The organism is Streptomyces sp. Z26 (assembly GCF_003665095.1).
Classification (GTDB): Bacteria; Actinomycetota; Actinomycetes; order Streptomycetales; family Streptomycetaceae; genus Streptomyces; species Streptomyces phytohabitans.
On record NZ_RCHV01000002.1, the window covers coordinates 4,038,929 to 4,064,404 of the forward strand.

21 protein-coding genes and 3 tRNA genes are annotated in these 25,476 nt (G+C 70.6%); 18 read left to right on the forward strand and 6 right to left on the reverse strand.

Annotated features, from left to right (window positions below; all coding sequences use genetic code 11):
• Positions 1-127 precede the first annotated feature (127 nt).
• Entirely contained in the window at positions 128-1,648 is a 1,521-nt protein-coding gene (locus tag D7M15_RS17930) for a catalase (RefSeq protein WP_121518442.1), read from the forward strand.
• A 93-nt stretch (positions 1,649-1,741) separates the two neighbouring features.
• Here the strand turns inward: D7M15_RS17930 and D7M15_RS17935 are convergent, their stop codons facing one another.
• Both D7M15_RS17935 and D7M15_RS17940 read right to left on the reverse strand, forming a co-directional pair.
• On the reverse strand, positions 1,742-2,404 hold the full coding sequence (locus D7M15_RS17935; protein WP_121518443.1) for an NAD(P)H-binding protein: 663 nt from the start codon (positions 2,402-2,404) through the stop codon (positions 1,742-1,744).
• 93 nt (positions 2,405-2,497) lie between these two features.
• Positions 2,498-3,775, reverse strand: a complete 1,278-nt coding sequence (locus D7M15_RS17940) for a hydrolase (RefSeq protein ID WP_121518444.1) — start codon at positions 3,773-3,775, stop codon at positions 2,498-2,500.
• 228 nt (positions 3,776-4,003) lie between these two features.
• Here D7M15_RS17940 and D7M15_RS17945 point away from each other — a divergent pair.
• From D7M15_RS17945 to D7M15_RS17970, 6 genes are all read left to right on the forward strand, one after another.
• Positions 4,004-4,076 (forward strand) — tRNA-Thr (locus D7M15_RS17945).
• Positions 4,077-4,122: 46 nt separating this feature from the next.
• Positions 4,123-4,195, forward strand: a tRNA-Met gene (locus D7M15_RS17950).
• 93 nt (positions 4,196-4,288) lie between these two features.
• Positions 4,289-4,453: a 50S ribosomal protein L33 gene (rpmG, locus tag D7M15_RS17955; protein ID WP_003956487.1), complete on the forward strand. Its 165-nt coding sequence runs from the start codon at positions 4,289-4,291 to the stop codon at positions 4,451-4,453.
• Positions 4,454-4,537: 84 nt separating this feature from the next.
• The gene (locus D7M15_RS17960) at positions 4,538-4,990 is read left to right on the forward strand and encodes a MaoC family dehydratase N-terminal domain-containing protein (protein WP_121518445.1); all 453 of its coding nucleotides are present in this window, start codon (positions 4,538-4,540) and stop codon (positions 4,988-4,990) included.
• Positions 4,991-4,995: 5 nt separating this feature from the next.
• Positions 4,996-5,430, forward strand: coding sequence for a MaoC family dehydratase (locus D7M15_RS17965; protein WP_121520962.1), 435 nt, complete (start codon positions 4,996-4,998; stop codon positions 5,428-5,430).
• A 112-nt stretch (positions 5,431-5,542) separates the two neighbouring features.
• On the forward strand, positions 5,543-6,598 hold the full coding sequence (locus D7M15_RS17970) for a UDP-N-acetylmuramate dehydrogenase (protein ID WP_121518446.1): 1,056 nt from the start codon (positions 5,543-5,545) through the stop codon (positions 6,596-6,598).
• A gap of 35 nt (positions 6,599-6,633) precedes the next feature.
• On the opposite strand, the gene D7M15_RS17975 is transcribed toward D7M15_RS17970, so the two are convergent.
• The gene (locus D7M15_RS17975) at positions 6,634-7,302 is read right to left on the reverse strand and encodes a TetR/AcrR family transcriptional regulator (RefSeq protein ID WP_240649361.1); all 669 of its coding nucleotides are present in this window, start codon (positions 7,300-7,302) and stop codon (positions 6,634-6,636) included.
• Positions 7,303-7,474: 172 nt separating this feature from the next.
• On the opposite strand from D7M15_RS17975, the gene D7M15_RS17980 reads away from it, so the two are divergent.
• A complete protein-coding gene (locus D7M15_RS17980; RefSeq protein ID WP_121518448.1) occupies positions 7,475-8,434 on the forward strand; it encodes an NAD(P)-dependent alcohol dehydrogenase in 960 nt (319 codons plus the stop codon).
• Between the two features lie 49 nt (positions 8,435-8,483).
• On the opposite strand, the gene D7M15_RS17985 is transcribed toward D7M15_RS17980, so the two are convergent.
• From D7M15_RS17985 to D7M15_RS17995, 3 genes are all read right to left on the reverse strand, one after another.
• Positions 8,484-9,140, reverse strand: coding sequence for a class I SAM-dependent methyltransferase (locus D7M15_RS17985; RefSeq protein WP_121518449.1), 657 nt, complete (start codon positions 9,138-9,140; stop codon positions 8,484-8,486).
• Positions 9,141-9,281: 141 nt separating this feature from the next.
• Entirely contained in the window at positions 9,282-10,307 is a 1,026-nt protein-coding gene (locus D7M15_RS17990; RefSeq protein ID WP_121518450.1) for an adenosine deaminase, read from the reverse strand.
• A gap of 63 nt (positions 10,308-10,370) precedes the next feature.
• Positions 10,371-11,609, reverse strand: coding sequence for a pyridoxal phosphate-dependent aminotransferase (locus D7M15_RS17995; RefSeq protein WP_121518451.1), 1,239 nt, complete (start codon positions 11,607-11,609; stop codon positions 10,371-10,373).
• A 179-nt stretch (positions 11,610-11,788) separates the two neighbouring features.
• Here D7M15_RS17995 and D7M15_RS18000 point away from each other — a divergent pair.
• The 10 genes from D7M15_RS18000 (at position 11,789) to D7M15_RS18045 (ending at position 25,393) form a co-directional block, all read left to right on the forward strand.
• A tRNA-Trp gene (locus D7M15_RS18000) sits at positions 11,789-11,861 on the forward strand.
• A 115-nt stretch (positions 11,862-11,976) separates the two neighbouring features.
• Entirely contained in the window at positions 11,977-12,258 is a 282-nt protein-coding gene (gene secE / locus D7M15_RS18005; protein ID WP_121518452.1) for a preprotein translocase subunit SecE, read from the forward strand.
• Between the two features lie 95 nt (positions 12,259-12,353).
• Positions 12,354-13,286, forward strand: a complete 933-nt coding sequence (gene nusG / locus D7M15_RS18010; protein ID WP_121518453.1) for a transcription termination/antitermination protein NusG — start codon at positions 12,354-12,356, stop codon at positions 13,284-13,286.
• A 281-nt stretch (positions 13,287-13,567) separates the two neighbouring features.
• A complete protein-coding gene (gene rplK, locus D7M15_RS18015) occupies positions 13,568-14,002 on the forward strand; it encodes a 50S ribosomal protein L11 (protein ID WP_121518454.1) in 435 nt (144 codons plus the stop codon).
• 145 nt (positions 14,003-14,147) lie between these two features.
• Entirely contained in the window at positions 14,148-14,870 is a 723-nt protein-coding gene (gene rplA, locus D7M15_RS18020; RefSeq protein WP_121518455.1) for a 50S ribosomal protein L1, read from the forward strand.
• Positions 14,871-15,145: 275 nt separating this feature from the next.
• Positions 15,146-16,003 carry a hypothetical protein gene (locus D7M15_RS18025; protein ID WP_121520964.1) on the forward strand — a complete coding sequence of 286 codons (858 nt, stop codon included), beginning with the start codon at positions 15,146-15,148 and terminating at the stop codon, positions 16,001-16,003.
• Positions 16,004-16,342: 339 nt separating this feature from the next.
• Positions 16,343-16,906, forward strand: coding sequence for a 50S ribosomal protein L10 (gene rplJ / locus D7M15_RS18030; protein ID WP_121518456.1), 564 nt, complete (start codon positions 16,343-16,345; stop codon positions 16,904-16,906).
• Positions 16,907-17,011: 105 nt separating this feature from the next.
• Positions 17,012-17,401: a 50S ribosomal protein L7/L12 gene (rplL, locus tag D7M15_RS18035; RefSeq protein ID WP_121518457.1), complete on the forward strand. Its 390-nt coding sequence runs from the start codon at positions 17,012-17,014 to the stop codon at positions 17,399-17,401.
• Between the two features lie 473 nt (positions 17,402-17,874).
• Positions 17,875-21,360 carry a DNA-directed RNA polymerase subunit beta gene (gene rpoB, locus D7M15_RS18040; RefSeq protein ID WP_121518458.1) on the forward strand — a complete coding sequence of 1,162 codons (3,486 nt, stop codon included), beginning with the start codon at positions 17,875-17,877 and terminating at the stop codon, positions 21,358-21,360.
• 118 nt (positions 21,361-21,478) lie between these two features.
• Complete coding sequence (locus D7M15_RS18045; protein WP_121518459.1) at positions 21,479-25,393, forward strand: DNA-directed RNA polymerase subunit beta'; 3,915 nt, start codon at positions 21,479-21,481, stop codon at positions 25,391-25,393.
• The last annotated feature ends 83 nt before the right edge of the window (positions 25,394-25,476 follow it).

The window sequence follows — 25,476 nt, forward strand, 5'->3', positions numbered from 1 at the left end:
CGCACCCGACCGTGTGTGAGAACCCCGTTTCCGGGCTACCCGGACCGGCGGTGCCGCCCACCCGCGCGAGGCGGGCGGGCGCACCACACGGCCCGTACGGGGAGCCGAGGACGAGGAGAGTACGAAGATGTCGGACGTGAATCCCGCGACCACCAGCGACTCCGGTGCGCCGGTCGAGAGCGACGAGCACTCCCTGACGGTCGGGGCTGGCGGTCCGATCCTGTTGCAGGACTCGTATCTGATCGAGCAGATGGCGCAGTTCAACCGGGAGCGGATTCCGGAACGCCAGCCGCACGCGAAGGGCAGCGGCGCCTTCGGCCGGTTCGAGGTCACGGGGGACGTGAGCGCGTACACGAAGGCGGCGGTGTTCCAGCCGGGGGAGAGTACAGAGCTGGTGGCCCGGTTCTCGACGGTTGCGGGGGAGCGGGGCAGCCCGGACACGTGGCGTGACCCCCGTGGTTTCGCGGTGAAGTTCTACACCCGCGAGGGCAACTACGACATGGTCGGCAACAACACGCCCGTGTTCTTCGTGAAGGACCCGATGAAGTTCCAGCACTTCATCCGGTCGCAGAAGCGGCGGGCCGACAACAACCTGCGTGACCACGACATGCAGTGGGACTTCTGGACGCTCTCGCCGGAGTCCGCGCACCAGGTGACGTGGCTGATGGGGGACCGCGGTATCCCGCGGACGTGGCGCCACATGAACGGCTACAGCTCCCACACGTACCTGTGGATCAACGCCGCGGGCGAGCGCCACTGGGTGAAGTACCACTTCAAGACCGACCAGGGCGTCGAGTACTTCACCCAGCACGAGGCCGACCAGATGGCGGCGGCGGACACGGACTACCACACGCGGGACCTGTTCGAGCACGTACGGGACGGGGAGTTCCCGAGCTGGACGCTGTACGTGCAGCTGATGCCGTACGAGGACGCGGCCGGGTACCGCTTCAACCCGTTCGACCTCACCAAGGTGTGGCCGCACGCCGACTACCCGCTGGTCGAGGTCGGCCGGATGACGCTGGACCGCAACCCGACCGACAACCACGCGCAGATCGAGCAGGCCGCCTTCCAGCCGAACAACCTGGTGCCCGGGATCGGCCCGAGCCCGGACCGCATGCTGCTGGCGCGCCTCTTCTCGTACGCGGACGCCCACCGCCACCGCGTCGGCGCCAACTACCAGCAGCTGCCGGTGAACGCGCCCGCCGTGCCGGTGCACACGTACTCCAAGGACGGCCCGATGGCGTACCGGCTCACCTCCGACCCGGTGTACGCGCCCAACTCCAAGGGCGGCGCGGCGGCCGACACCGACCGGTACGGCACGCCGCCCAGCTGGTACGCGGACGGGGAGATCACCCGCGCCGCGTACGTCGACCACGCGCAGGACGACGACTGGGGCCAGGCGGGCACGATGGTGCGGGAGGTGCTGGACGACGGCGCCCGCGACCGGCTCGTCGACAACGTCGTGGGCCATCTGCTGAACGGTGTGACGGAGCCGGTGCTCCAGCGCGCGTTCGCGTACTGGAAGAACGTCGACCCGGACGTCGGCGGCCGGATCGAGCGGGACGTACGGGCCAAGGCCGGTGAGAAGGACCCCAAGGCGGCCGAGCAGGCCAACCCGGCGCGGACGAGCATGCAGCACAAGGCGTGACCCGCGGCCGGGCGCGGCCGGCGGACGAAGGGGCGGGCCCCGTACGGCGCGAGTGCCGTACGGGGCCCGCCCCCGTCGCGTCCGTACGGCCGGTCAGCCGCGGGCGTGCGCGGTGACGGCGGCGGTGACGTCCGTGTCGCCCTCGACCAGCTCCAGGGTGAGGCCCGCCGTACGCGGCTCGTCGAGGAGCGCGGCCAGGGTGGCAGCCACGTCGTCGCGGGTGATGTCACCGCGGCCGGTGCGCTCCTCCAGCCGTACGCGGCCGGTGCCCGCGTCGTCCGTGAGGCGGCCGGGGCGCAGCACCGTCCAGTCCAGGGCGGTGCGGGCGCGCACGGCCTCGTCGGCGGCGCCCTTCGCCCGCAGGTACGAGGCGAACACCGGGTCCACGCCCGCCGGGGGCTCCGTGTCGGCGCCCATGGAGGAGACGATGACGAAGCGCCGTACGCCCGCCCGTTCCGCCGCGTCGGCGAGGAGCACGGCGGCATCGCGGTCGACGGTCTCCTTGCGGCCGGTGCCGCTGCCCGGCCCGGCGCCCGCCGCGAAGACGGCGGCGTCCGCGCCCTCCAGGTGGCGCGCGACCTCCTCGGCGGTGGCGGACTCCAGGTCGCAGACGACGGGCTCGGCGCCCACGGCGCGCAGGTCGTCCGACTGGTCGGGGTCGCGGATGAGGCCCGCGACGGTGTCCCCGCGCGCGGCGAGCAGCTTCTCGAGTCGCAGGGCGATCTGGCCGTGTCCTCCGGCGATGACTGTACGCATGCCTCCGACCGTACCCGCGCGCCCGCGCCCCGCCCGCCGACGACGCCACCGACCTGCCGTGCCGTGCCGCGCGGTGTCGCGCCCCGTCGCCCGTCAGCCCTGCGACTGGCGCGGCAGGTCGAGGTCCGCGCCGGACGCCGAGTCGCAGTACTCGCGCACCGCGCTCGTCCGCGCGACCACCCGCCCCCGGTGCACCACGATCCGGCTGTACGCGAGGGACAGCGCGCCCGCGATGTTCGTCCCCCGTACGGCCAGCAGCTCCGCCGGGAAACCGGCCTCGACGCGTACCTCCGGCAGGCCCATCGCGGCGCGCGCCCGGGTGCTGACCGCCTCGTACGCGGCGACGGGGTGCGCCTCGCCGTGCGAGGCGAGGAGGTAGGCGGCGCCGAGCGGGTCGCCGCGGCCGACCTGGTTCGACGCGTCGCGCAGGGCGCCGCTACCGGCGGCGACGGAGACACCGGCGGCGCGCAGCAGCCGTACGGGGGCGACGCGGGAGGGGAAACGGCGTTCCAGCGCCGCGCAGTTGCCCTGCGGCAGCGCGACGACGGTGATCCCGGCGGCGGCCAGCTGGTCGGCGGCGCGCATGGTCGCCTCGTGCGGCAGCCGGGACAGGCCGCCGCAGGGGCCGAGGGTGACGCCGGGGCGGAGCCCGCCCGCGGCGGAGGCGAGGCGGGCGAGGCGGGCCGGGTCGTCGGCGTCGGTGTGCAGGTCGACGGCGCAACCGTGCTCGGCGGCGATTTCGAGGACGGTCTCCACGTAGCCGCCCGGGTCGGGGTCCAGGTCGGGGCAGCCGCCGACGACGGTCGCGCCCATCTTGACGGCGTCGCGCAGCATCGCCAGGTCCTCGGCGCCCGCCAGCCCGGTCAGCAGCCGGGGTACGGCGACGGTCGTCAGGTCGGCCAGCCCGCGCAGCGCCCGGCGGGCCTGGAGGACGGCCTCCAGGGAGCGCACGCCGACGACGTCTCCGACGCGTACGTGCGTGCGCAGCGCGGTCGCGCCGTGCCCGAGCTGGAGCAACGCGGCCTCGGTGGTGCGCCGTTGCAGCTCGTTCGGGTCGCTGGACGGGGGGCCGTCGGCGCCCGGCGCGGCGGCGCCGAGGGCGGTGAGCGCGGAGTCGTAGTGGGCGTGCGGCTCGGCGGGCGCCGGGAGCAGCAGGTAGCCGGTGAGGTCGAGGCGGGTGCCCTCGGGCGGCAGCTTGCCGGGGGAGAGGCTGCCGGCGGTGCCGACGGCCTCGATACGGCCGCCGCTCAGCCGTACGTCCACGGTGCGGCCGTCGGCGAGCCGGGCGGCGCACAGGAGGAGTTCGGTGGGGTCGGCGGCCGTACCGCCCCGGTCGGAGTGCCTCGGCTCCTGCGGCTGTCTGTCGGCCATCGGACTCCCCAGGGTTCGGCGGAAGATCGAGATCACGCAGCGTGAGTCGAGACTAAGGGGAGCCGTGAGCGGCGTCGGGGAGGAGGCGAATAGTCGTACCGGCGTGGTCCGGAGCGCGCTGCGGAAGCCCGTACGGGGCCCGGCGGAAGGGGGTGGCGGGGGCCGGACGCGGCGGCGCGGATACGGATTTCACCTTCGGCGGCCGAACGTGTAATGTCTTCATCGCTCGCCCCAATAGCTCAGTCGGCAGAGCGTCTCCATGGTAAGGAGAAGGTCAACGGTTCGATTCCGTTTTGGGGCTCTGGTGTGACAGGTCTCCCGCCTGGCGCGGGAGACGTTCGCATCGTGGCGGCGTAGCTCAGTCGGTAGAGCAAACGGCTCATAATCGTTGTGTCACCGGTTCAAGTCCGGTCGCCGCTACTTCAACTGACGGTAGCCGGTTGTGGGATCTGTCCTCCGATCGGCTACTCTTTCTGCGTTCAAATCGTCCTAGTCCGTCCAAGGAGCACTCACGTGGCTGCCACCGACGTCCGCCCGAAGATCACGCTGGCATGCGTGGAGTGCAAGGAGCGGAACTACATCACCAAGAAGAACCGGCGCAACAACCCGGACCGTCTTGAGATGAAGAAGCACTGCCCGCGCTGCAACTCGCACACCGCGCACCGCGAGACGCGATAACCGACTCGTCCGTGAGGCCGTCCCCGATCAACGGGGGCGGCCTCACGTCGTTCCGCATGCCAACGCTCCAGGAGGTGCCGGGCCATGGCGCTCGACCAGTCGTTCGTCGGGCGGAGCTATCCGCCCACCCGCCCGTACGAGGTCGGACGGGAGAAGATCCGCGAGTTCGCCGAGGCCATCGGTGACCCCAACCCGGCGTACACCGACCCGGACGCGGCCAACGAACTCGGGTACCCGGACGTGATCGCCCCCCCGACGTTCGTCTTCTCCATCACGTACGCGGCGGCCGGCGCCGTCATCCAGGACCCGCAGCTCGGCCTGGACTTCAGCCGGGTCGTCCACGGCGACCAGCGGTTCGCGTACGTGCGGCCCGTACGCGCCGGGGACCGGCTCTCGGTCACCTCCACCATCGAGTCGGTCAAGTCCATGGGCGGCCACGACGTCGTGGAGATCCGCGGGGACGTGCACGACGAGACGGGCGAACTCGTGGTGACGGCCCGTTCGAAGCTGGTGGCACGGGGCGCTGACGAGGGATGACGACCATGACTGTCAAGATCGCGTTCGCCGACGCCCCCGTCGGCACGGAACTGCCCGCCCAGACCTTCCGCGTGACCCGCGCCTCCCTGGTGCGCTACGCGGGCGCGTCCGGCGACTTCAACCCCATCCACTGGAACGACCGCTTCGCCACCGAGGTCGGCCTCGACGGCGTCATCGCCCACGGCATGCTCACCATGGCCCAGGCGGTACGGGTCGTCACCGACTGGGTGGGCGACCCGGGAGCAGTCGTCGACTACGGCGTCCGCTTCATCCGCCAGGTGCAGGTGCCGGACGACGACAAGGGCGCGCTCGTCGAGGTCTCCGCGAAGGTCGCCGAGGTGGTCGACGAGGCCGCCGGGACGGTACGGGTGGACCTGGTCGCGAAGTGCAACGACCAGAAGGTGCTGGGCATGGCCCGCGCGGTCGTCGCGCTCTCCTGACGCGGCGGCTCCCCTGACGCGGCGGCGGCCGCGAGCGCGGCGGGCCGCACCGGAGGAACCCCACGGGGGCGGGCAGGCGTACGGGCCGGCCCGCCCCCGTACCCTTGACCGCGTGCAGGAACTCCACGACGCCCCCCTCGCCCCGTTGACCACCTTCCGTCTCGGCGGCCCCGCCGACCGCCTCCGTACGGCCACCACCGACGCCGAGGTGGTCGAGGCCGTACGGGAGGCCGACGCGGACGGCGTCCCGCTGCTGGTCGTCGGCGGCGGCAGCAACCTCGTCGTCGCGGACGAGGGTTTCCGCGGCACCGCGCTGCGGATCGCCACCACCGGCTTCGCGCTGCACGGCACGCACCTGGAGACGGCCGCGGGCGAGAACTGGTCGGACGTCGTCGCCCGTACGGTCGACGCCGGTCTCGCGGGCGTCGAGTGCCTGGCGGGCATCCCCGGCTCGGCGGGCGCGACGCCGATCCAGAACGTGGGCGCGTACGGCCAGGAGGTCGCGGACACGCTCACCGAGGTCGTCGCGTACGACCGGCGGGAGCGCGAGACGGTCACGATCCCGCACGCCGACTGCGGTTTCGGTTACCGGCACAGCCGCTTCAAGGCCGACCCCGGCCGCTTCGTCGTCCTTCGCGTCCGCTTCCGGCTGGAGGACGCGGGCGGCCTGTCCGCGCCGCTCGCGTACGCGGAGACGGCGCGCGTCCTCGGCGTACGGCAGGGGGAGCGGGTCGCGGCGGCCACGGCGCGGGAGACCGTGCTGAAGCTGCGCGCGGGCAAGGGCATGGTGCTCGACCCGGAGGACCACGACACCTGGTCGGCGGGCTCGTTCTTCACCAACCCGGTGCTGACCGAGGCCGACTGGGCCGCCTTCCTCGCCCGCGCCGCCGAACGGCTCGGCCCGGACGTGGCGCCGCCCGCCTTCCCGGCGGAGGACGGGCGGGTGAAGACGTCGGCGGCCTGGCTGATCGACCGGGCCGGGTTCACCAAGGGCTACGGCACCGGCCCGGCCCGTATCTCCGCCAAGCACACCCTGGCCCTCACCAACCGCGGCGCCGCGACCACCGCGGACCTGCTCGCGCTGGCCCGGGAGGTACGGGACGGGGTGCGGGCGGCGTTCGGGGTGACGCTGGTCAACGAGCCGGTGACGGTGGGCTGCGCGCTGTAGCGCGCGAGGCCCCGGCGGCCGGGCGGCCCCGGCGGTCAGGCGCCCGCGCGCGCCGACGTGCCGTACGGCCGCTGCGGCCGGTGCACGTCCATCAGGTCGAGCGGCGCGGGCGGCGGCAGCGCTACGGGCGGCGCGGCGCGGTCCGCGCGGAAGGCGTCGAGGAGCAGCGCGACGAGCCGTCGGGACGCGGCGCGGGCGACCTCGGGGGAGCCGGCGGTGATGCCGTTGTTGGCCATGAGCAGCAGCGGCAGGTCGGTGAGCGCGAAGTCGGGGCGCAGGCTGCCCGACTCCTTGGCCCGGCGCACGACTTCGACGAAGCCCCGTTCGGCCCGTACGCGCGTCCGCTCGAAGTCGACGGCGTCCGGGAAGGCGGTGAGGAAGGCCGCGGTGAAGCCCCGGTCGGTGGCCTGCATCGTGCCGACCTTCTCGACGACGGAGCAGAAGCCCCGCCAGGGGTCGGGGGCGGCGAGCGCCGTGTCGATCACCGCCGAGCACGCCTCCAACTGGTCGCTGAAGACCGCCGTGACCAGCGAGTCGCGGGTGGGGAAGCGGCGGTAGAGCGTGGCCACGCCGACGCCCGCGCGGCGGGCCACGGCCGCGATCGGCACGTCGAGCCCGCGGTCCGCGAACAGTTCCCGCGCGGCGTCGAGGACCCGCTGCCGGTTCTGCCGCGCGTCGGCCCGCAGGGGCCCGGGAAATTCCATCCGAGACGAATCACCGTGCATGTCTCTCACCTTAAGCCAAGTGGAGGCACCTCTCCGCTTACCGCGTTAGCGTGACGGAAGGTGAGTGCCGGTCGGCCGCGTACCGCGGTTGACCTGGTGCGGAGCGGACGATCACAGGCGTACGAGCAGAGCGGTGGAAACAGTGAGTGAGATGCGCGCGGCCCTCTACGACAGCTACGGCCCGCCCGACGTCCTCTACGAGGGCACCGTCCCGAAGCCGACCCCCGGCGACGGCGAGGTCCTCGTACGGGTCCACGGCAGCAGCGTGAACGGCGGCGAGCTGCACGGCCGCGCCGGCCGGGTCCGCCTGGTGACGGAGCTGGCCGGGCGCGGCTTCCCCAAGCGCGTCGGCATCGACTTCAGCGGCGAGGTCGCCGGGACCGGCCCGTCCGTGTCCGGCCTGGCCGCGGGCGACCGGGTGTGGGGCGTACTGCCGCGGTCCCAGGGCTTCGGCAGCGCCGCCGAGTTCGTCGTCGTACGCCCGCGCCAGCTGGCCCGCGTACCGGCCGGGCTGGACCTCGTCGAGGCCGCCGCCCTGCCGGTCGGCACGACCGCGATCACCGGGCTGCGCGACAAGGCCCGGCTGCGCGCGGGCGAACGGCTGCTCGTACGGGGCGCCGCGGGCGGCGTCGGGAACGTCGCCGTGCAGCTGGGGCGGGCGTACGGCGCGCACGTCACCGCCCTCGCGGGCGCCGCCACCCTGGACCTCGTCCGGGAGCTGGGCGCCGACGAGGCGTTCGACCACCGCGCCACCGGCCCGGCCGAACTGGGCCGCTACGACGTCGTGTTCGACACCGTCGGCACCGACCACCGCGCCTTCCGGCGGCTGCTCGCGCCGGGCGGGCGGATGGTGTCGATCGCCTTCGACCAGAGCCGTACGGCCGCCTCCCTCGGCTACCTCCTCGCCTCCGCCGTCCACGGCCGCGGCCGGGTCCGCTTCTTCAGCGGCAACCCGAAGCACGACCTCCTCGCGGAGCTGGCGCGGTTCGTGGAGCGCGGCGAACTGCGGCCGGTGGTCGACACGGTGCGCCCGCTGGCGGACATCGCCGGGGCGCACCGGGCGCTGGAGGCGGGCGGGGTGCGCGGGAAGCACGTGGTGCGGGTGGTGTGAGCGGCGTACGGGCGTGGCCTGTGGGCGCGCGGGCGTACGGGTGCGCCGGTCAGCTCCGCCGTACGCCCACCAGCCACGCGTGCACCTCGCTCGTGGCACCCCCGCCCGCCGCCACCGCGTATGTCGTCGAACCGATCCGCAGATCCGCCCAGTCCGCGTCGTCGAAGGCGGCGGCGATCTCCGTACGGGTGAGGCTCGGATGCTCCGCCGACCGCTCGCTGATCTCCAGCAGCCGCACCCACCCGCCGGGCACCAGCACGGCGGCCAGCTCGCGGGTGTACGCGCGGCGGCGGTCGGGGGTGTTCCCCGGGATGTGCAGGAACGCGGAGTCGAGGACGGTGTCGAACTTCCGCCCCAGGGAGGACAGTTCGAACGCGTCCGCGTGCGCGAACTCCGCCGCCAGTCCCCGCCGCCGCGCCTTCTCCCGGGCCCGCGCCACGGCGTTCGCCGCGCCGTCCACGCCCAGCACGGGGTACCCGAGGGACGCCAGGTGCAGGGAGTTCTCGCCGGTGCCGCAGCCCACGTCGAGCACCCGGCCGGTGAAGCGGCCGCGCCCGGCCAGCTCGACGACCGCGGGCTGGGGCGCGGCGATCTCCCACGGGGGAGCGCCCTCGTAGGCCGGGGTGAAGCTGTCGAAGCCGGACGGGCCGCCGGGGGCGGTGTCGCGGCCGGTGTCGCCGCGGTCCGTGCTGTCGTCGCTGCTCATGGCGGATGCCTCCGGGCACCTCGTACGCCGGGGAGGCGTACGGGCGCCTCCCCCTGACGTGCCGAGCGTGCTCCTTCAACCGCGGTTGAGGTCAACCCGCCGCGCCGGGCCCGTCAGGCCGGACCCGACCGCACCGCCCCGTCAGGCGTCCGCCGCCAGCCACGCGTCGACGTCCGCGAGCAGCGTCGCCCGTACGTCCTCCGGCGCCGCCGAACCGCGCACCGACTGCCGCGCCAGCTCGGCCAGTTCCGCGTCGGTGAAGCCGTGCGCCTCGCGCGCCAGCTCGTACTGCGCGGCCAGCCGCGAGCCGAACAGCAGCGGGTCGTCCGCGCCCAGCGCCATCGGCACGCCCGCGTCCCACAGCGTCCGCAGCGGTACGTCCTCCGGCTTCTCGTACACGCCCAGCGCCACGTTCGACGCCGGGCACACCTCGCACGTCACCCCGCGCTCGGCCAGCCGCGCCAGCAGCCGCGGGTCCTCCGCCGCCCGTACGCCGTGCCCCACCCGCGCCGCCCGCAGGTCGTCCAGGCAGTCGCGCACGCTGGACGGGCCGGACAGCTCGCCGCCGTGCGGCGCGGCGAGCAGCCCGCCCTCCCGCGCGATCGCGAACGCCCGGTCGAAGTCCCGCGCGAAGCCGCGCCGTTCGTCGTTGGACAGGCCGAAGCCGACGATCCCCCGGTCCCGGTAGCGGACGGCGAGCCGGGCGAGCGTACGGGCGTCCAGCGGGTGCTTCATCCGGTTCGCCGCGACCAGCACCCGGATGTCCAGGCCGGTGTCCCGGCGGGCCAGCTCCACCGCGTCGAGGATGATCTCCAGCGCGGGGATCAGCCCGCCCAGCAGCGGCGCGTACGACGTCGGGTCGACCTGGATCTCCAGCCACCGCGAGCCGTCCCGTACGTCCTCCTCGGCCGCTTCCCGTACCAGCCGCTGGATGTCCTCCGGATCGCGCAGGCACGAGCGCGCCATGTCGTACAGCCGCTGGAAGCGGAACCAGCCCCGCTCGTCCGTCGCCCGCAGCTTCGGCGGCTCGCCGCCCTTCAGCGCGTCCGGCAGGTGCACGCCGTGCTTGTCGGCGAGGTCCAGCAGCGTGCCGGGCCGCATCGAGCCGGTGAAATGCAGATGCAGATGCGCCTTCGGCAGTCGCCGGACGTCGCGCACCGTCGCCATCGAACCTCCGTACCTCGGCTTCCCCGCCGCGGCGGGGGTGGGTGGGGCGGGTGAGTCGGTCGGTCAGTCCCGCGCCTCGGCGAGCAGCTTCTGGATCCGGGAGACGCCCTCCACCAGGTCCTCGTCGCCCAGCGCGTACGAGAGCCGGAGGTAGCCCGGCGTCCCGAACGCCTCGCCCGGCACCACCGCGACCTCCACCTCCTCCAGGATCAGCTCCGCCAGCTCCACCGACGTCGCCGGGCGCCGCCCGCGCAGCTCCCGGCCGAGCAGCCCCTTCACCGACGGGTACGCGTAGAACGCGCCCTCCGGCTCCGGGCAGAGGACGCCGTCGATCTCGTTCAGCATCCGTACGATCGTCTGCCGCCGCCGGTCGAACGCCGCGCGCATCTCCGCGACCGCGTCGAGGTTCCCGGAGACGGCGGCCAGCGCGGCGGCCTGCGCCACGTTGCTCACGTTCGAGGTGGCGTGCGACTGGAGGTTCGCGGCGGCCTTGATCACGTCCTTCGGGCCGATGGCCCAGCCGACCCGCCAGCCCGTCATGGCGTACGTCTTCGCCACGCCGTTGACGACGACGCAGCGGTCCCGCAGCTCCGGCACGACGACGGGCAGCGAGTGGAACTCGGCGTCGCCGTACACCAGGTGCTCGTAGATCTCGTCCGTCAGCACCCACAGCCCGTGCTCGGCGGCCCAGCGGCCGACCTCCTCGACCTGTGCGCGGGAGTAGACCGCGCCGGTCGGGTTGGACGGCGACACGAACAGCAGCACCTTCGTGCGCTCGGTGCGCGCCGCCTCCAGCTGCTCGACGGACACCCGGTAACCGGTGGTCTCGTCGGCGACGACGTCGACGGGCACGCCGCCCGCGAGCCGGATCGACTCCGGGTACGTCGTCCAGTACGGCGCGGGGACGATCACCTCGTCGCCCGGGTCGAGGAGCGTCGCGAACGCCTCGTAGATGGCCTGCTTGCCGCCGTTGGTCACCAGGACGTTGGCCGCCTCGACCTGGAAACCGGAGTCGCGCAGCGTCTTGTCGGCGATCGCGGAACGCAGCTCCGGCAGGCCACCGGCGGGCGTGTAGCGGTGGTTCTTCGGGTTGCGGCAGGCCTCGACCGCGGCCTCGACGATGTAGTCGGGCGTCGGGAAGTCCGGCTCTCCCGCGCCGAAGCCGATGACGGGACGCCCGGCGGCCTTGAGGGCCTTGGCCTTGGCGTCCACGGCGAGCGTCGCGGACTCGGAGATCGACCCGATACGGGTGGAGAGACGTCGTTCGGTCGGGGACTGGGCGGGAGGAGTGGCAGCCGTCATGAGGGCATGTTCCCAGACGGCGGGAGGCCCCCGCACCGGGGCTACGGGGCGGCCCGGCCGAGGTCGTTCGACGTCGGGACGCGGAACACGTACACTCCTACGTCGTTGGCCCTCACCGGTCGATCCGTGCTGCGCACTCCGTGCAGCGGCCCGGATGCGGTAGGTTGTGGGCGTCACAAAGGGTCGTAGCTCAATTGGTAGAGCACTGGTCTCCAAAACCAGCGGTTGGGGGTTCAAGTCCCTCCGGCCCTGCTACACACACCACATCCTCGATAGGGTGTGTGCTTGCGTACGTACGTACTGAAATACACCGCCGTGCGGCCGGGCCGGACGCCGCAGGGCAACGACCCGGATCAGGTGAGGACGAGTGACGGAGATCACGGACTCCATCGAGGTCCCCGAGCCCGGAGGGTCGTCAGACGACAAGAAGCCCCGGCGCGGAGGCAAGCGAGGAAAGAAGGGCCCGATGGCCCGCCTCGCGCTCTTCTACCGACAGATCATCGCCGAGCTCCGCAAGGTCGTCTGGCCCACGCGCAGCCAGCTGTCCACGTACACGACCGTGGTGATCGTCTTCGTCGTCATCATGATCGGTCTCGTGACCGTGATTGACTATGGGTTCACCGAACTCATGAAGACCGTCTTCGGCTGATCCCGTACCGCGGAGAGGCCGGCGAGCGGGCACGAGTGCCCCCGCGGGCGGCCACCGCATGATCGACCCCATGAAGTCAGGAAGAAGCAGCCACCGTGTCTGACCCGAACCCGAACGACGTCGTCGAGCCCGCAGAGGGCGAGGACACCGCGCGCGCCATCGTCGAGGCGACGGACGACGGCGTCGACACGTCGGCGGCCGCCGACGCCCCGGCGGAGGACGGCGCGGACGGGACCGCCGACGCGGAGTCGGGCGACGACGAGACTGCGGACGGCGACGCTTCGGACGACGCCACCGAGGACGCGGACGCTTCGGACGACAGCGCTTCGGACGACAGCGCTTCGGACGACGAGGCCGCCGACGAGGAAGCCTCGGACGACGAGGCCGTCGAGGAGGAGCCGGTCGACCCGGTCGCCGCCCTCCGCGACGAGCTGCGCGTCCTCCCGGGCGAGTGGTACGTCATCCACACCTACGCGGGCTACGAGAACCGCGTGAAGACCAACCTCGAGCAGCGCGCCGTCTCCCTCAACGTCGAGGACTTCATCTTCCAGGCCGAGGTGCCGCAGGAAGAGGTCGTCCAGATCAAGAACGGCGACCGCCGGACCGTACGGCAGAACAAGCTCCCGGGCTACGTCCTCGTCCGCATGGACCTGACGAACGAGTCCTGGGGCGTCGTGCGCAACACCCCGGGCGTCACCGGCTTCGTCGGCAACGCCTACGACCCGTACCCGCTGACGCTCGACGAGATCGTCAAGATGCTCGCCCCCGAGGCCGAGGAGAAGGCCGCCAAGGCCGCCGCGGCCGACGGCGAGGGCAAGCCCGCGGGCGGTGGCGGCCGCAAGGTCGAGGTGCAGGTCCTGGACTTCGAGGTCGGCGACTCGGTCACCGTCACCGACGGCCCGTTCGCGACCCTCCAGGCCACGATCAACGAGATCAACCCGGACTCCAAGAAGGTCAAGGGCCTCGTCGAGATCTTCGGCCGCGAGACCCCGGTCGAGCTGAGCTTCGACCAGATCCAGAAGAACTGACGCGGTCCGCGCCCCCGCACGGCATCGCACGACATCGGCAAGGCCACGCCCTGGTTTCGCGGGCGTGGCCTTCCGTCTCGGCGGCGCGTCCGCCGTGCCCGTACGGCTCCCGCGCGACGGCGGGACCGTACGACTCCCGGCCGGTGGACCGTACGCGGGACCGGCCGATTTCAGAGCTCGCCACGGTACGGGCTATCGTGGTGCGGTATGCCTCCATCCGGCTGACGGACACGTCACCGGCACGGAGGCGGAATCACCTCTCACAAGGACCCGGAGAGAGCATGCCTCCCAAGAAGAAGAAGGTCGCGGGGCTGATCAAGCTCCAGATCCAGGCCGGTGCGGCCAACCCGGCTCCGCCGGTCGGCCCGGCACTGGGTCAGCACGGCGTCAACATCATGGAGTTCTGCAAGGCGTACAACGCCGCGACCGAGTCGCAGCGCGGCTGGGTCATCCCGGTGGAGATCACGGTCTACGAGGACCGCTCCTTCACCTTCGTCACCAAGACGCCGCCGGCCGCGAAGATGATCCTCAAGGCCGCGGGCCTGGAGAAGGGCTCCGGCGAGCCGCACGTCAACAAGGTCGGCAAGCTCACGCGCGACCAGGTGCGCGAGATCGCCACGACGAAGATGCCCGACCTGAACGCGAACGACATGGACGCCGCCGAGAAGATCATCGCCGGCACCGCGCGTTCCATGGGCGTCACGGTCGAGGGCTGACCTCGCCGGTCGCCGTCGAGCACGACGCCGCGGCCCCCGCGTACGCGCCCCGGTGGCGCCCGCAGGTGGACCGCGACCCGACACACCGTGGAAGGGCCGAGCGCCGGCCCGCACCACGACTCCGTTCCGAACACCAGGAGCAGCAGTGAAGCGCAGCAAGAACCTCCGCAGCGCGGACGCCAAGATCGACCGGGAGAAGCTGTACGCCCCGCTCGAGGCCGTCCGGCTGGCGAAGGAGACCTCGCCGTCGAAGTTCGACGCCACCGTCGAGGTCGCCCTGCGGCTGGGTGTCGACCCGCGCAAGGCCGACCAGATGGTCCGCGGCACCGTGAACCTCCCGCACGGCACCGGCAAGACCGCCCGGGTCCTGGTCTTCGCGACCGGTGACCGTGCAGCGGCCGCGGAGGCCGCGGGCGCCGACATCGTCGGCTCCGACGAGCTGATCGACGAGGTCTCCAAGGGCCGTCTGGACTTCGACGCCGTCGTCGCCACCCCGGACCTCATGGGCAAGGTCGGCCGCCTCGGCCGCGTGCTCGGTCCGCGTGGTCTGATGCCGAACCCGAAGACCGGCACGGTCACGCCCGACGTCACCAAGGCGGTGACGGACATCAAGGGCGGCAAGATCGAGTTCCGCGTCGACAAGCACTCGAACCTGCACTTCATCATCGGCAAGACGTCGTTCGACGAGCGTCTCCTCGTCGAGAACTACGCCGCCGCGATCGAAGAGGTCAACCGCCTCAAGCCGTCGGCCGCCAAGGGGCGTTACATCCGCAAGGCAACCATCAGCACCACGATGGGCCCCGGCATCCCGCTGGACGGCAACCGCGTCCGCAACCTCCTCGTCGAGGAGGACCCGGCCGCGGCCTGATCCACCGCGACGGCAGTCACCACGGGCCGGGCCCGCGCTCCACACGGAGCGCGGGCCCGGCCTGCCGCGTGTCCGGCGACCGTACGGTGCCGCCGCGCGCCGCTCCCGTACGGACCGACCGCCGCGCGATGTGACCGAACCTCAACTCGGTTACCCCTGGGGGGAACCTCACAGCGGGCTAAAGTCGTCCCGGCACATAAGCAGCACTTAAGGAAACTCAGGGGGGTCACGTGCACAGGACTCGTACGGCCGCTGTCGCGCTCGGCGTGGTACTGATGGCAGGTCTGACGGCGTGCGGCAGCGACGACGACGGCGGCAGCGGGAAGAAGAACAGGGGCTCGTCGTCGGACGGTTCGTCATCCGACTCCTCCGCGTTCTCCCCGCTGGCCGCGCTGAAGAAGGCTTCGGACAGCACGGAGCAGCAGAAGTCCGCGCGCGTGGAGGGGAACACGACGCAGGGTACCCCGCAGGGCACGCAGACGTCGGTCATGCAGGGTGTCATGGACTGGTCGGACGGCGGCACCACCGGCGACCTCACCGTCACCCAGAGCGGCGGCGCGGTCGCCAACTCGCCCATCGCGGGCAAGCCGACGCCGACCCGCTACACGGCCGACGCGATGTACGTGAACATGGGCGACGCGTTCGCCTCCACGGCGGGCAAGGGCGCGCACTGGATCGCGTACGACTACGACAAGCTGGCGGAACTGGCGGGCCCCTCGGGCGCGTTCATCAAGGACCAGATGCAGAACAACAACCCGTCGCGCTCGGTGCAGCTCCTGCTCGCCACGGGCAAGGTGAAGAAGGTCGGCACGGAGAACGTCAAGGGTGCCGAGACGACGCACTACAGCGGCACCGTGAAGGTCGCGGACCTGGCCCGCATGCAGTCCCAGGAGCTGAGCCAGGCGGAGCTCCAGGGGCTCCAGGAGCAGCTCCAGACGGCCGGTCTGGAGACGGAGAAGATCGACCTCTGGATCGACGGGGACGACCTGCTGGTGAAGAAGTCCGAGACGGCGCGGAACACCAAGGGCCAGGGCGACTACGAGTCCGTGGCGTACTACTCCGACTACGGCACGGACGTCACCGTCGAGGCCCCCGCGGGCTCCGACACCGTCGACTTCGCCGAGGTCAGCTGACGGCACGGCTGAGCCGAAGGGCGCGGGCGTACGCGTACGGGCACGGCTCCCGTCGCGCGTACGCCCGGCGGCCGGGGCGGCGCCGGACAGCGGATTTGCCGCTTCCGGCGCCGCTCGCGTACTCTCTCGGAGAAGCCAAAGACCGCTGGTTACCGGCGTGCCCCGACAGGGGGCGTGCCGGGCGAAGGACCCGCTAGCTGCGGGCGACCCGCGTAGGTGTGTGGATGAGCTCCCGGACGTGCCGTCCGGTCGAGTGTCGCCCCGTGCGCCTGCGCCGGGGCGTTACGTTTGCCCAGCCCCTTCCTCGCGGTCCGAACACCCGGAAGGAGGCCGAGGCTCATGGCAAGGGACCAGGTCGCACCCGACAAGGTCGCAGCCGTCGACGAGATGACGAACAAGTTTCGTGACTCGAACGCTGCCGTCGTGACCGCGTACACCGGTCTCACCGTGGCACAGCTCAAGGAGCTGCGCCGGTCGCTCGGTGAGAACGCTCAGTACCGAGTGGTGAAGAACACGCTGACCAAGATCGCGGCCAAGGAGGCCGGGATCAACGACCTCGACGAGTTCTTCACGGGCTCGTCGGCCGTCGCCTTCGTGACCGGTGACCCGGTCGAGGCGGCGAAGGGTCTCCGTGACTTCGCCAAGGACCACCCCGCCCTGGTCATCAAGGGCGGCATCGTCGACGGCAGCCCCATGTCCGCCGCCGACATCAACAAGCTCGCGGACCTCGAGTCCCGTGAGGTGCTGCTCGCCAAGCTGGCCGGCGGCATGAAGGCGTCCATGGCCAAGGCCGCGGCGACCTTCCAGGCCCCGCTCACGAAGATGGTCCGCACCGCGGACGCCCTTCGCGACAAGGTCGAGCAGGGCGGTGCCGGCACGCCGGCTCCCGCCGAGTCCGAGTAGTCGACGCGCACTTCCGCGTCAGCCGCACTCCTCGGTCGCAGCGGGCGACGCCCGCCGCCGTTACGTACATCCGGCACCAGCCGAATTAGTGGAAGGACCGCCACCATGGCGAAGCTCAGCCAGGACGACCTGCTCGCGCAGTTCGAAGAGATGACCCTCATCGAGCTCTCCGAGTTCGTGAAGAAGTTCGAGGAGAAGTTCGACGTCGAGGCCGCGGCCCCCGCCGCCGTCGCCGTCGCGGCCCCCGGCCAGGGTGGCGGCGCCGCCGAGGCCGTCGAGGAGCAGGACGAGTTCGACGTCATCCTCACCGGTGCCGGCGACAAGAAGATCCAGGTCATCAAGGTCGTGCGTGAGCTGACCTCCCTGGGTCTGAAGGAGGCCAAGGACCTCGTGGACGGCACCCCGAAGCCGGTCCTCGAGAAGGTCGCCAAGGACGCCGCGGAGAAGGCGAAGGAGTCCCTCGAGGGCGCCGGCGCCTCCGTCGAGGTCAAGTGACCCACCGGGGCCGGTGAGCGGGCCGTACGGCCGCCGCGTCACCGCCCCGACCGAAGGGCGATCACCCGTGCGGGTGGTCGCCCTTCGGCGTTGCCGACGCGACGTCCTTGCTCTGGGGATATGGGCGGGTATGGTGATCTTCGCAGTCCTGAGGGCCTTGACGAATGGCACGCAGCGCGCAATTCTCAGGACGCGTCGTCACACCGATCCAGATCCGAGGCATGGATCGGAGACGAAGCGGGAAGCATCGATATGCGTTCGCGGCACGTGCGATCCACGCTCGTGCGACGGCGACAAGACGGCAGGACGAGAGGGGGAGAGTGGCGCTGCGCCAGTCTCCGGGATACCGCTCTGGACATCAGTGTGCCCTGTGGCTACACTGACCCTTTGCGCTGCCTTCTAGCTGCTCCCTGCCCGTCGCCAGGGGCACCGGTATGCGCGTAGTGAGTCCGAGCCCTCGGAAGGACCCCCTCTTGGCCGCCTCGCGCAACGCCTCGACCACTCATTCGAACAACGGCGCCAGCACCGCCCCGCTGCGTATCTCCTTTGCGAAGATCCGGGAGCCCCTCGGGGTCCCCAACCTCCTCGCGCTTCAGACCGAGAGCTTCGACTGGCTGCTCGGCAACGACGCCTGGAAGGGTCGCGTCGAGGCAGCGCTGGACAACGGTCAGGACGTCCCCACCAAGTCCGGTCTGGAGGAGATCTTCGAGGAGATCTCGCCGATCGAGGACTTCTCCGGGTCGATGTCGCTGACGTTCCGTGACCACCGTTTCGAGCCTCCGAAGAACTCGATCGACGAGTGCAAGGAGCGCGACTTCACGTTCGCCGCGCCGCTCTTCGTCACCGCCGAGTTCACGAACAACGAGACCGGCGAGATCAAGTCCCAGACGGTCTTCATGGGCGACTTCCCGCTCATGACGGACAAGGGCACCTTCGTGATCAACGGCACCGAGCGTGTCGTCGTCACCCAGCTCGTCCGGTCCCCGGGTGTCTACTTCGACTCCTCCATCGACAAGACCTCCGACAAGGACATCTACTCGGCCAAGATCATCCCGTCGCGCGGCGCGTGGCTGGAGATGGAGGTCGACAAGCGCGACATGGTCGGTGTCCGCATCGACCGCAAGCGCAAGCAGTCCGTGACCGTCCTGCTCAAGGCGCTCGGGTGGACGACCGAGCAGATCCTGGAGGAGTTCGGCCAGTACGAGTCCATGCGCGCCACCCTGGAGAAGGACCACACCCAGGGTCAGGACGACGCGCTGCTCGACATCTACCGCAAGCTGCGTCCGGGCGAGCCCCCGACCCGCGAGGCCGCGCAGACGCTGCTGGAGAACCTCTACTTCAACCCGAAGCGCTACGACCTGGCCAAGGTCGGCCGCCACAAGGTCAACAAGAAGCTCGGCGGCGACGAGCCGCTGAACTCCGGCGTGCTCACCACCGCCGACGTCATCGCGACGATCAAGTACCTGGTCAAGCTGCACGCCGGGGAGACGGAGTCCACCTCCGCCGAGGGCGACTACATCGTCATCGAGACCGACGACATCGACCACTTCGGCAACCGCCGCCTGCGCAACGTCGGCGAGCTGATCCAGAACCAGGTCCGTACGGGTCTCGCCCGCATGGAGCGCGTCGTCCGCGAGCGGATGACCACCCAGGACGTCGAGGCGATCACGCCGCAGACCCTGATCAACATCCGGCCGGTCGTCGCCTCCATCAAGGAGTTCTTCGGCACCAGCCAGCTGTCGCAGTTCATGGACCAGACGAACCCGCTCTCCGGGCTCACCCACAAGCGCCGCCTCAACGCGCTCGGCCCTGGTGGTCTGAGCCGCGAGCGGGCGGGCTTCGAGGTCCGTGACGTGCACCCGTCGCACTACGGCCGCATGTGCCCGATCGAGACGCCGGAAGGGCCGAACATCGGTCTGATCGGCTCCCTCGCGTCGTACGGCCGGGTCAACGCGTTCGGCTTCGTGGAGACGCCGTACCGCGTGGTCCGCGACGGCGTCGTCACCGACGAGGTGCACTACCTCACGGCCGACGAGGAGGACCGCTTCGTGATCGCCCAGGCCAACGCGCCGCTGGGTGACGACATGCGGTTCGCCGAGGACCGGGTCCTGATCCGCCGCCGTGGCGGCGAGGTCGACCTGATCCCGGGCGGCGACGTGGACTACATGGACGTCTCGCCGCGCCAGATGGTGTCGGTCGCGACCGCCATGATCCCGTTCCTGGAGCACGACGACGCCAACCGCGCGCTGATGGGCTCCAACATGATGCGGCAGGCGGTGCCGCTGCTGAAGGCGGAGTCGCCGCTCGTCGGCACCGGCATGGAGTACCGCTGCGCGGTCGACGCCGGTGACGTCATCAAGGCCGAGAAGGACGGTGTCGTCCAGGAGGTCTCCGCCGACTACGTCACGGTGGCGAACGACGACGGCACGTACACCACGTACCGCGTCGCGAAGTTCACCCGCTCCAACCAGGGCACCTCCTTCAACCAGAAGGTGCTCGTGGACGAGGGCGACCGCGTCATCACGGACCAGGTGCTGGCCGACGGGCCGTCCACCGAGGACGGCGAGATGGCGCTCGGCAAGAACCTGCTGGTCGCGTTCATGCCGTGGGAGGGCCACAACTACGAGGACGCGATCATCCTGTCGCAGCGCCTCGTGCAGGACGACGTCCTCTCCTCGATCCACATCGAGGAGCACGAGGTCGACGCCCGTGACACCAAGCTCGGCCCCGAGGAGATCACCCGGGACATCCCGAACGTCTCCGAGGAGGTCCTCGCGGACCTCGACGAGCGCGGCATCATCCGGATCGGCGCCGAGGTCGAGGCCGGCGACATCCTCGTCGGCAAGGTCACGCCCAAGGGCGAGACCGAGCTGACCCCGGAGGAGCGCCTGCTGCGCGCGATCTTCGGTGAGAAGGCGCGCGAGGTCCGCGACACCTCGCTGAAGGTGCCGCACGGCGAGACCGGCAAGGTCATCGGCGTACGGGTCTTCGACCGCGAGGAGGGCGACGAACTGCCCCCGGGCGTGAACCAGCTGGTCCGCGTCTACGTGGCGCAGAAGCGCAAGATCACCGACGGCGACAAGCTCGCCGGGCGCCACGGCAACAAGGGCGTCATCTCGAAGATCCTGCCGGTCGAGGACATGCCGTTCCTGGAGGACGGCACCCCGGTCGACATCATCCTCAACCCGCTGGGCGTCCCCTCCCGGATGAACCCGGGCCAGGTCCTGGAGATCCACCTGGGCTGGCTCGCCTCCCAGGGCTGGAAGATCGAGGGCGCCGAGGAGGACTGGAAGAAGCGCCTCGCGGCGATCAGCGCCGACGAGGTCGCCCCCGGCACCAACGTCGCCACCCCGGTCTTCGACGGCGCCCGCGAGGACGAGATCACCGGCCTCTTCGAGTCCACGATCCCGAACCGCGACGGCGAGCGCCTGGTCCAGCCGTCCGGCAAGGCGCACCTCTTCGACGGCCGTTCCGGGGAGCCGTTCCCGGAGCCGGTCTCGATCGGCTACATGTACATCCTCAAGCTGCACCACCTGGTGGACGACAAGCTGCACGCCCGTTCCACCGGCCCGTACAGCATGATCACCCAGCAGCCGCTGGGTGGTAAGGCCCAGTTCGGCGGCCAGCGCTTCGGTGAGATGGAGGTGTGGGCGCTGGAGGCGTACGGCGCCGCGTACGCCCTCCAGGAACTGCTGACCATCAAGTCCGACGACGTCACGGGCCGAGTGAAGGTCTACGAGGCGATCGTCAAGGGCGAGAACATCCCCGAGCCGGGTATCCCCGAGTCCTTCAAGGTGCTCATCAAGGAGATGCAGTCGCTCTGCCTGAACGTGGAGGTGCTGTCCTCGGACGGCATGTCCATCGAGATGCGCGACACCGACGAGGACGTCTTCCGCGCCGCGGAGGAGCTCGGCATCGACCTGTCCCGGCGCGAGCCGAGCAGCGTCGAAGAGGTCTGACGGGTCTGACCGGGCCCTTTCCCCCAAGGGCCCGGTCGTCCCAGGACCCCCAGACCACGAACCCGCCTGATATTCCGCGGCCGCGGAGGGCACAACCCTGAAAGAGGGATTGACGACAGTGCTCGACGTCAACTTCTTCGACGAACTGCGTATCGGCCTGGCCACCGCTGACGACATCCGCCAGTGGTCGCACGGCGAGGTCAAGAAGCCCGAGACCATCAACTACCGCACGCTCAAGCCGGAAAAGGACGGGCTCTTCTGCGAGAAGATCTTCGGTCCGACCCGGGACTGGGAGTGCTACTGCGGCAAGTACAAGCGCGTCCGCTTCAAGGGCATCATCTGTGAGCGCTGCGGCGTCGAGGTGACCCGCGCCAAGGTGCGCCGTGAGCGGATGGGCCACATCGAACTGGCCGCGCCCGTCACCCACATCTGGTACTTCAAGGGCGTCCCGTCCCGGCTGGGTTACCTGCTGGACCTCGCCCCGAAGGACCTCGAGAAGGTCATCTACTTCGCGGCGTACATGATCACGTACGTCGACGAGGAGCGCCGCACCCGCGACCTGCCCTCCCTGGAGGCGCACATCGGGGTGGAGCGCCAGCAGATCGAGCAGCGCCGCGACTCCGACCTGGAGAACAGGGCGAAGAAGCAGGAGAACGACCTCGCCGAGCTGGAGGCCGAGGGCGCCAAGGCCGACGTGCGCCGCAAGGTGCGCGAGGGTGCCGAGCGCGAGATGAAGCAGCTCCGCGACCGCGCCCAGCGCGAGATCGACCGCCTCGACGAGGTGTGGAGCCGCTTCAAGAACCTCAAGGTCCAGGACCTGGAGGGCGACGAGCTGCTCTACCGCGAGCTGCGCGACCGCTTCGGCACGTACTTCGACGGTTCGATGGGTGCCAACGCGCTCCAGAAGCGCCTGGAGACCTTCGACCTCGACGAGGAGGCCGAGCGTCTCCGCGAGATCATCCGTACCGGCAAGGGCCAGAAGAAGACCCGCGCGCTGAAGCGCCTCAAGGTCGTCTCCGCGTTCCTCCAGACCAGCAACAGCCCCAAGGGCATGGTGCTGGACTGCGTGCCGGTGATCCCGCCGGACCTGCGTCCGATGGTGCAGCTGGACGGTGGCCGCTTCGCGACCTCCGACCTGAACGACCTGTACCGCCGCGTGATCAACCGCAACAACCGCCTGAAGCGACTGCTCGACCTCGGCGCCCCCGAGATCATCGTGAACAACGAGAAGCGGATGCTCCAGGAGGCCGTCGACGCGCTGTTCGACAACGGCCGCCGCGGCCGTCCGGTCACCGGTCCGGGCAACCGTCCGCTGAAGTCGCTGTCCGACATGCTCAAGGGCAAGCAGGGCCGCTTCCGGCAGAACCTGCTGGGCAAGCGCGTGGACTACTCGGCGCGTTCCGTGATCGTCGTCGGCCCGCAGCTGAAGCTGCACCAGTGCGGTCTGCCGAAGGCGATGGCGCTGGAGCTGTTCAAGCCGTTCGTGATGAAGCGCCTGGTCGACCTGAACCACGCGCAGAACATCAAGTCGGCGAAGCGCATGGTCGAGCGCGGCCGTACGGTCGTGTACGACGTGCTGGAAGAGGTCATCGCCGAGCACCCCGTGCTGCTCAACCGGGCGCCGACGCTGCACCGTCTCGGCATCCAGGCGTTCGAGCCGCAGCTCGTCGAGGGCAAGGCCATCCAGATCCACCCGCTCGTGTGCACCGCGTTCAACGCGGACTTCGACGGTGACCAGATGGCCGTGCACCTGCCGCTGTCCGCGGAGGCGCAGGCCGAGGCCCGCATCCTGATGCTGTCCTCGAACAACATCCTGAAGCCGGCCGACGGCCGTCCCGTGACCATGCCCACCCAGGACATGGTGCTCGGGCTGTTCTTCCTCACCACCGACGAGGAGCAGCGGAAGACGATCGGCGACGAGCGGTCGTTCAACTCGGTCGCCGAGGCGATCATGGCGTTCGACGCCGGTGAGCTGTCGCTCCAGGCGAAGATCGACATCCGCTTCCCGATCGGCACGGTCCCGCCCCGCGGCTGGACGCCCCCGGTCCGCGAGGACGAGGACGGCGGCACGGGCGAGGCCGAGTACCAGCCCGGCGACAGCTTCCGGCTGCGTACGACGCTGGGCCGCGCGCTCTTCAACGAACTGCTGCCCGAGGACTACCCGTTCGTCGACAACTCGGTGGGCAAGAAGCAGCTCTCCGGGATCGTCAACGACCTGGCCGAGCGCTACCCGAAGGTCGTCGTCGCCGCGGCGCTCGACAACCTGAAGGCCGCCGGTTTCCACTGGGCGACCCGCTCCGGTGTCACCGTCGCGATCTCCGACGTGGTGGTGCCCGAGGCGAAGCAGGGGATCATCGAGTCGTACGAGGCCCAGGACGAGAAGGTCCAGAAGCAGTACGAGCGCGGCCTGATCACCAAGGACGAGCGCACCCAGGAACTCATCGCGATCTGGACCAAGGCGACCAACGAGGTCTCCGAGGCGATGAACGAGAACTTCCCGAAGACGAACCCCATCTTCATGATGGTCGACTCGGGTGCGCGCGGAAACATGATGCAGATGCGTCAGATCGCGGGTATGCGCGGTCTGGTGTCCAACGCGAAGAACGAGACCATCCCGCGGCCGATCAAGGCGTCGTTCCGCGAGGGCCTCACCGTGCTGGAGTACTTCATCTCCACGCACGGCGCCCGTAAGGGCCTCGCGGACACCGCGCTGCGTACGGCGGACTCGGGTTACCTGACCCGTCGTCTCGTCGACGTCTCGCAGGACGTGATCATCCGCGAGGAGGACTGCGGCACCGAGCGCGGCCTCAAGCTGGAGATCGCGGCCAAGGGCGCGGACGGCGTACTGCGCAAGGCGGAGAACGTCGAGACCAGCGTGTACGCGCGGGCGCTCGCCGAGGACATCGTCATCGACGGCAAGGTGCTGGCCCCGGCCAACACCGACCTGGGCGACGTGCTCATCGACGAGCTGGTCCGGCACGGCGTGGAGACGGTCAAGACCCGTTCCATCCTCACCTGCGAGTCCACCGTCGGCACCTGCGCGATGTGCTACGGGCGTTCGCTGGCCACCGGCAAGCTGGTGGACATCGGCGAGGCCGTCGGCATCATCGCGGCCCAGTCCATCGGTGAGCCCGGCACGCAGCTGACGATGCGTACGTTCCACACCGGTGGTGTGGCGGGTGACGACATCACGCAGGGTCTGCCGCGTGTGGTCGAGCTGTTCGAGGCCCGTACGCCGAAGGGTGTCGCGCCGATCTCCGAGTCGGCCGGCCGCGTGCGCATCGAGGAGACCGAGAAGACGAAGAAGGTCGTCGTCACTCCCGACGACGGCTCCGAGGAGACCGCGTACGGCGTGTCCAAGCGCGCTCGCCTGAATGTGAGCGAGGGCGAACACGTCACCGTGGGCCAGCCGTTGACCGTGGGTGCCACCAACCCGCACGACGTGCTGCGCATCCTCGGCCAGCGCGCCGTCCAGGTGCACCTGGTCAACGAGGTCCAGAAGGTCTACAACTCGCAGGGCGTGTCGATCCACGACAAGCACATCGAGATCATCATCCGGCAGATGCTGCGCCGCGTGACGATCATCGAGTCCGGCGACGCGGAGCTGCTGCCGGGCGAGCTGGTGGAGCGGACGAAGTTCGAGGGCGAGAACCGTCGCGTGGTCACGGAAGGCGGCCACCCGGCCTCCGGCCGTCCGCAGCTGATGGGCATCACCAAGGCTTCGCTGGCCACCGAGTCCTGGCTGTCGGCGGCGTCCTTCCAGGAGACGACCCGGGTGCTCACCGACGCGGCGATCAACGCCAAGTCGGACTCCCTGATCGGCCTCAAGGAGAACGTCATCATCGGCAAGCTCATCCCGGCCGGTACGGGTCTGTCCCGCTACCGCAACATCCGGGTCGAGCCCACCGAGGAGGCGAAGGCCGCGATGTACTCGGCCGTCGGTTACGACGACATCGACTACTCGCCCTTCGGCACCGGCTCCGGCCAGGCGGTCCCGCTGGAGGACTACGACTACGGGCCGTACAACGCCTGATCGCGGGGGCCTGAAGAGGCCCTGACGAGGCGCTCGTTCAGGTCTCAGTTCCGCCACAGAGGGCGGCCACTCCCCCGGGGAGT